General features: G+C 69.9%; 5 protein-coding genes. 2 read left to right on the top strand and 3 right to left on the bottom strand.

Annotation, left to right across the window (positions count from 1 at the left end):
• Positions 1 to 122: 122 nt before the first annotated feature.
• From ACXN5W_RS19090 to ACXN5W_RS19080, 3 genes are all read right to left on the bottom strand, one after another.
• On the bottom strand, positions 123 to 893 hold the full coding sequence (locus tag ACXN5W_RS19090; RefSeq protein WP_473159677.1) for a hypothetical protein: 771 nt from the start codon (positions 891 to 893) through the stop codon (positions 123 to 125).
• On the bottom strand, positions 878 to 1444 hold the full coding sequence (locus ACXN5W_RS19085; protein WP_473159676.1) for an RNA polymerase sigma factor: 567 nt from the start codon (positions 1442 to 1444) through the stop codon (positions 878 to 880). The genes ACXN5W_RS19090 and ACXN5W_RS19085 overlap by 16 nt, the downstream gene beginning before the upstream one ends.
• A 342-nt stretch (positions 1445 to 1786) precedes the next feature.
• The gene (locus ACXN5W_RS19080) at positions 1787 to 4126 is read right to left on the bottom strand and encodes an ATP-binding protein (protein WP_473159675.1); all 2340 of its coding nucleotides are present in this window, start codon (positions 4124 to 4126) and stop codon (positions 1787 to 1789) included.
• A gap of 229 nt (positions 4127 to 4355) precedes the next feature.
• On the opposite strand from ACXN5W_RS19080, the gene ACXN5W_RS19075 reads away from it, so the two are divergent.
• Complete coding sequence (locus ACXN5W_RS19075) at positions 4356 to 6104, top strand: chymotrypsin family serine protease (protein WP_473159674.1); 1749 nt, start codon at positions 4356 to 4358, stop codon at positions 6102 to 6104.
• Between the two features lie 254 nt (positions 6105 to 6358).
• Positions 6359 to 6889 carry a helix-turn-helix domain-containing protein gene (locus ACXN5W_RS19070; RefSeq protein ID WP_473159673.1) on the top strand — a complete coding sequence of 177 codons (531 nt, stop codon included), beginning with the start codon at positions 6359 to 6361 and terminating at the stop codon, positions 6887 to 6889.
• The last annotated feature ends 2 nt before the right edge of the window (positions 6890 to 6891 follow it).

The raw sequence follows: 6891 nt of genomic DNA, 5'->3' as shown, positions 1-6891 counted from the left end.
TGGGGGGGTTGTGCGGGCTTTCGCCAGAAGAGGGGAACCAGGCCAAAGACAAAAAAAACCCACCCAACAAACAAAAAACCCCCCCCCCCCCCCCCCCCCCCCCCCCCCCGCAGCCGGTCACGTCAGGACAGCTCGGAAGGGCGGTAGCTGGTCGTTCCCTTCGCGGTGTGCACGGTCACCGTGAGACCGTCGGCCTCGCCGCCCTCGGGACCCGGCCACCAGGCCGCCCACCAGCCGGACTTCACGCTGGCCTGGAGAACCTTCCCGTTGTCGAGGCGCACGTCCACCCCGGTGACCCCCGGGCCCACCAGGCCCACGATGTTCGACCACATAGCGTCGCCATCGCCCATGGAACTCATGGTCTGCAGGTCCACCGTGCCGGCGGGCAGCGCCGGCAGCGGGCCGTTGGCCAGGCCCATTGAGGCGAACTGGTCGTCGTCTCCCGCGCTCAGGCACTCGACGGTGACGCCGTTGCTCTTCTTCATGATCAGCAGCGTCGCGAGACCACGCTGCTCGGCGAGGAGAACGTCCGCCGCGTCGACCGTCGACGAACTGCCTCCCACGTCGTTCCCCGCACAGACCCGGGCCTGCGGCAACACCTGTGCCCCGGTGAGCGAACCGGGTGTGGGCGTCCAGGCCGCGACCGCTTTCTCCGCCGTTCCCGGCAGCAACGCAGGCACAGCCACGACCGCGACGGCACCCGCGGCGACCGCGGCCAGGCCCACCACCAGCCAGCGTCGCGCCGGCCGGCGAGCCGATGCCATGGTGGCCTGACCGGCCATCACCCGCTCGACGAACGCCGTCGACCGGGTCCACTCCATCGGGGTGGGCTCGCGACCGCCCGCCGGGTCGAGCACGGCCAACTGCTGCAGGTCCTTCATGCTGGAGTCCATGACTGCTGCTCCTTGAAATCGTGCGGGCGGAAAGACGAAGGGGGGACAGCTTCGGCCGGTTCCAGGGCGGCTCGCAGCCGTTGCCGGGCCCTGCCGAGTCGCATGGCAAAGGTCGACCGACGACAGCCGAGCACGGTGGCCGCCTGGTCAGCCGTCAATCCGTCGAACGCGACCAGGGCGAGAACCTCGCGGTCCGCCGGGCGCAGAGCGCGCCAGGCGCGTTCCAGGTCGATTCGCGCCGCGGCACTCCCGGCGTCGTCGGACAGTTCGCGTGCCTCCAGCGACACCAGCCGGACGTCCAGGGCCTGGCGCCGCAACCAGCCGCGCGACTGGTTGGCCATGGTCTTGCGCGCCACCGCGAACAGCCACGGCCGAGCATCGTCCGACAACTCGTCGAATCGCCGCCAGGCCGTCAGGAAGACCGTCGAGACGATGTCCTCGGCCTCGGCGGCCGGGACCCTCCGCTCGACGAAGCGCAGCAGGTCGGCATATGTCTCGACGTGCAGAGAACGGAAGCGCTCCTCCCGGGCGTCCGCATCACCACGGCTCATCTGGGTTCTTCTTCGTTGTCCATGTCCCCTACCTGTCCGGCCCAGCGGCAACTGTCACACGCCGATCCACCGGCTACCAGAACCAGAACAGAAGACCACCAACAAAACGACGAGACGCACTAAATAACCCACAACTGCCATCAGGCGACAACAACCCCCTTGACTCCCACAACGACCACGACCAGCGACCGACAACAACCCACAGAAACGCCCAATACGCCGGGACTGGTACGGCGAGAGCGGCTGGTGCGTACCCGCTCGGGACGCAGCCGGATCGACCGGCTGACCGCGCGACGAGGCCGACAAGCGACGCACTCCCCGATATCCGATCGAAGCGGACTTTCAGCCGAGACTGATCCGCGAGTCGGGCAGTCGGGCCCGGACCAGGTCGGCGTCGGCGTGGCCCAGCTCGTCGAGGATGTCCAGCGCGGCCCGCCAGGCGTGGCGGGCGTCGGAGTGGTGGCCGGCGGCTTCGTGGGCGTCGCCGAGGTTGGTGAGCGCCTGCGCCTCGTTGGGGCGGTCACCGGTTTCCAGGTACAGCGCGAGGGCGTGCCGGTAACAGTCGATCGCCGTCGCCTGCTGGCCGAGCCGGTGGTGTACGTAGCCGATGCTGTCCCAGGTGGTGGCCTCGCCGTGGCGATTGCCGATGCTCTGGTGCAGGTTGAGGGCCCGCTGGCAGCAGGTGAGTGCCTGTGGGTGCTTGCCGAGCAGGGTGAGCAGGCAGCCGACGTTGTTGAGCGCCCTGGCCTCGCCGGCCCGATGCCCGGCCGCCTGGAACAGCGCGAGCGCGCGCCGGTCGTGGCCGAGCGCCTGGGGGTAGTGGCCCTGCCGCTCGTACTGTCTGGCCAGGTTGAGATGGGTGGTGGCGGTGCCCACCTGGTCACCGACCTCGGCGAACAGCGCCAGCGCGGCGCGGAAGTGCGTACGGCTGTCGTCCTGGCGGCCCATCATGTCGTGAGAACGCCCGAGGTTGCGGTGGTTGTGCGCCTGCCCGGGTCGGTCGCCGAGGCGGCGGGCGGCGGCGAGGGCCCGGTTCTGCAGGGTGATCTGGTCCTGCCAGTGTCCGCGCAGGTTGAGAAAGTTCGTCAGGGTCCGGGCCAGCCCCGCGGTGTGCTCGTCGAGCCCTTCGACGGCGGCTTGTTCGGCCACCGCGAGCAGGACCGTGTGCTCGGCCGTGAACCACGCCAGGGCCGCCCCGGCGTCGATCAGCGGCGGCACCACCGTTCCGGCAGGTGCCGGGGCGAGCGGGACCGGATCGCCGTGGGGATACAGCACTCGATCGCTGGCGTGGGCGGTGTGCAGGTAGAAGTCGAACAGGCGGATCAGGGCGGCGCGCCGGTCGGGTGGCGGGTCTTCGTCGCCGCACCGACCGGCGGCGTAGGCGCGGACCAGGTCGTGCAGGGTGTACCGGTCGGTGGCGGCCGGTTGCAGCAGGTGATCTCGGCACAGGTGGCGCAGCTGAGCCCGCGCGGTGGGTGGGTCGGTGCCGGCCAGGGCCGCGGCGGCGTAGGCGTCGAAATCCTGGCCGGGGTGCAGCGACAGAAGGCGCAGCACCCGTCGCTGGTCGGTGGGCAGCTGCCGGTAGGACAGGCCGAGGGCGAGTTCGACGCCGGTGTCCAGCCGGCGCTGGCGATGACGTTCGTCGAGCCGGTCGGCATGGTCGGTCAGGGTCCAGCCGGTCGTGCCGCTGATGTGTGCGCTGACCAGCCCGAGCGCGAGCGGTAGGTAACCGCAACGGCGGGCGATCCGGGCCGCAGCGTCCGGGTCCGCGCCGATCGGGCACGGGCGGGCGACTCCGGCGAGGAGGGCCACCGCCTCGTCGGGGGTGAACACGTCCACCACGAGGTGGGTGGCGCGGTGCAGGCCCGTGAGGTCACGTCGGCTGGTCACCAGTACGGGGCAGCCCGGCGTGTCGGGCAACAGCGGACGGACCTGTCCGGCGTCGGCCGCGTTGTCCAGCACGACCAGGGTGCGGGTGCCGGCGAGGCGGCTGCGGTAGGCAGCGATCCGAGCGGGCAGGTCGTACGGGATCTGTTGTCCCGCGATGCCCAGCAGGCGCAGGAAACCGTCGAGGACCGCGGCGGGGTCGGCCGGTGGTTGCGTGGGGTCGGGGTGGAACCCGCGCAGGTTGACGAACAGGATCCGGTCGAACGGTTTCTCCTGGTTGAGAGCGTGCGCGGCGTGGATGGCGAGCTGGGTCTTGCCGACCCCGGCCGTCCCCACGATCGCCGAGATCACCACCGTGCTGCCGGCCGTCCCACCGTGGCGCAGCGCCCGCCGGAGCCCGTCCAGTTCGGCGGACCGGCCGGTGAAACCGACCAGATCCTGCGGCAACCGGTCCTGGACCCGGACCTGCGTTGCCGCCTCGCCCCGCCCGCCGACCACCCGTAGCGCCTGGCGCCACTGCGACACGTAACCCGGGTCGGGGTGCAGCGTCCGCACCACGGCCACCACCAGCTCCGGGTTCAGCCGTCGTCGGCCGGGCTGGAAGCAGTCCACGATCGTGGTCTTGCCGGCCAGTTCGGTGGCCCGCCGGCCGGTCGTACCCCAGGCGGTGTTGACCTGTTCTTTGATCCACTCGTAGGACGGGTTGCCGGCCCAGATCTTCAACAACCGCAGCAGCTCGACCAGACCGTCGACGGTGCCGGCCGAGCCGGGATCCGGCGGGTCCTCGAACGGCATGGTTCCGAGGCTAGCGACCGGATGACCTGCTGGTTGTCGGCGTAAGGACACTTCGCACCCGGCGGCATTCGGATTCGGTCGGGATTCTTTGCCGGGCCCGGTCGCCGGCGGACATTCGGCGGTAGACGGCGATCCGCCGCAGAGTCATTCAACCGAAGCGCAGCGACAGTTCGTTCGGCCATGCCGAGCGGACGACCGTTCCGCCCCGATACCGGTAGGAGAACCACTGATGAGGTTTGGTACCCGAGCGCTGACCGGGCTGGGCGTCGCAGCCCTGACGGTCACGCTCACTTCCGGAGCGGCCGTGGCCGCCCAGCCGCCGGACACCCACGGCGATCACCAAGCGGCGACCTCGCGTCCCGCGCCGCCGGGCCCGGTGCCCGCCGGGTTCGCCGACTGGCCAGCCGTGTACGCGTTCCAGGCCAGGCTCAACGCCGCCGCCGAGCGGATCGTGGCGACCGACGGAACCGGACGGGCGAGCATCGTCGCCGCGCCGGCCGATCGCAAGCTGGTCGTGTACTGGCCGGGCCAGGTGCCTCAGCCGATGCGTACGGTGGCCGACCGGCTGGACGTGCCGGTGGTCTTCCGGCCGGCGCGATTCAGCCACAACACGTTGGTGGCGCAGGCGCAGCGGTTGGCCGCGGACCCGCGGGTGGCGCAGGCCGCACCCCAGGCCGACGGCAGCGGACTGGCGGTCACGGTCGCCACGGCGTCGGCCCTGGCCGACCGCGCGTCGCTGCGGGCCGACGCCACGGTGCCGATCAGCGTGACCGTCGGTGAACGCCCGCGGGCACTGTTCAACCGGCAGGCCGACGTACCCCTGTTCTACGGCGGGTCTGCCTACGAGTCCGGTTCCCCGCTGGCGATCGGCTGCACCAACGGTTTCCGGTTCCGCTTCGGCAACGTCTACCGGATGGCGACGGCGGCCCACTGCGTCACGCCCGGCGCGGCCGTCCGCATCTCCGGCCAGCCGAACCCGGCCGGAACCGTGACAGCGGTGACGGCCTGCCGCGACACGGCGTTGATCGACTACCCCGGCGGGATGGACGCCCGGGTCTACACCGGCGCGTCCAACTCGAACTCGGCGGCCGACATCCTGGGCGCGACCCCCGACTTCGTCGGTAACCTGGTCGAGACCGGCGGCGCGACCAGCGGCGAGCACTTCAACATCCCGGTGCAGGCCGTGGACGTGTTCATCACGCTTTCCGACAGTTCCTGCGGCCGGAACGCGGACGGGCCGTTCATCAGAGCCGGTTACCCGACGGCGCAGTGCGCCGTGGCGTCCGGTGACAGCGGCGGGCCCGTCTACTCCTACGTCCCGAACACGAACAGTGTGCTGGCGCGCGGCACCATCTCCGCCGGGTCGGGCACCGCCAACTGCCCGAACGGGGGCACCACCGGGGCGAACACGGTCTACTACGCGCCGCTGTTCCGGCCGGCCAACAACCGGCAGATCGGCTCCCTGGACTTCTACCAGGCCGCCCCGCCCACCGCGATGGCATCCGACATCAGCGGTCGGTGGTCGGCCGAAGGCCGTCAGCCGATCATCACGATGAAGGACGCGACCCTCACGGTCGACATGTCCGCCTTCGGCCGGCCGACGGCACGCGGATTCGTGACCTCCGGCAACACGATCCAGGTGACGTTCCCCGACTTCGCCACCGTGACCGGGCAGCTCCAGGGGTCTTCGGTGATCCGGTGGTCCAACGGAACGTCCTGGACGAAGGCTGGCAGCAGCACGATCTTCGACCTGCAGGGCCTGTGGTCGGGTGGCACCGGCCCGGGGCCGTTCTTCTCGGCCAACGGAAGCGCGCTGTCGGTGGACATGTCCGCGTTCCACCGACCCACCGCGCACGGCTCGGTCATCGACGCGACGACGATCAGCATGACCTTCCCCGACGACCGCACCAACATCGGGCGGCTTGAGTCGCCCAATACGATCAGGTGGTCCGACAACACGCTCTGGACGAAGCTCTAGGCCGCGGCCTCCCGAAGGGGACCGTCGGTGTACGCGGACAACTGACAGCAGCGCCCTGCTCGTACGGGATCCCGAGCCTGCGATGGTTCGGGATCCCGTACGAGCAGGGCGCTGCACGCGTACACCTGATCCTCGGCCAGCCCTCGGCGGCCGAGACCGGTACGGCGGAACCGCACGAGGGAATGTGATGTGGCCTTTCGCTAGACGAAAGAAACGAAGCCGGTTACGATCCTTGCGACGAGGAGGCGAACACCATGACCGCAGCTGCCCTGAAGGAAGAGACCTACCTGCCAGAGGCTGATCAGGAAGTCGCCAAGGTGTACGACTTCCTGAAGGCTCATGAGAGGGCTGGACTGGGGCAGGTAGAGCCGCGGTACTTCCTTGCCGGAGCGACCGCAGGTGACCGGGTTGAGCTTCCAGCCGAAATCTATGCCGTCCTTCGCCAGGTCGTGGAGGCTCTGCAGCAGGGTTTTGCAGTCACGGTCGCCCCCCGGACCCTGACGCTGACGACGCAGCAGGCCGCCGATCTGCTTGGAGTGAGCCGACCTACGGTGGTCAAGCTACTGGACGACGGAAAGATCCCTTTCGAACGAGTGGGCACACATCGTCGTGTCCTGTTGCCCGACCTGCTCTCCTACCGGCAGCGGCGCAGGGCCGAGCAGTACGCCGCGCTCGAAGCCACAGCAGTAAGCATCGACGATGGAGAAGATCTCGACGCAGTGCTCGATCGACTACGCGAGGCACGCCGCGCCGTCGCACGTCGACGCAAGGGCCTGACAGAATAGGC

This window comes from Plantactinospora sp. A48, from assembly GCF_055793945.1.
This window is presented reverse-complemented; position numbering and strand designations above follow the sequence as displayed.

What these genes read in the sequence shown, in the direction of transcription:
- ACXN5W_RS19090 (WP_473159677.1), bottom strand. Translation starts at nt 893, where the DNA reads ATGGACTCCAGCATGAAGGACCTGCAGCAGTTGGCCGTGCTCGACCCG.
- ACXN5W_RS19085 (WP_473159676.1), bottom strand. Translation starts at nt 1,444, where the DNA reads ATGAGCCGTGGTGATGCGGACGCCCGGGAGGAGCGCTTCCGTTCTCTG.
- ACXN5W_RS19080 (WP_473159675.1), bottom strand. Translation starts at nt 4,126, where the DNA reads ATGCCGTTCGAGGACCCGCCGGATCCCGGCTCGGCCGGCACCGTCGAC.
- ACXN5W_RS19075 (WP_473159674.1), top strand. Translation starts at nt 4,356, where the DNA reads ATGAGGTTTGGTACCCGAGCGCTGACCGGGCTGGGCGTCGCAGCCCTG.
- ACXN5W_RS19070 (WP_473159673.1), top strand. Translation starts at nt 6,359, where the DNA reads ATGACCGCAGCTGCCCTGAAGGAAGAGACCTACCTGCCAGAGGCTGAT.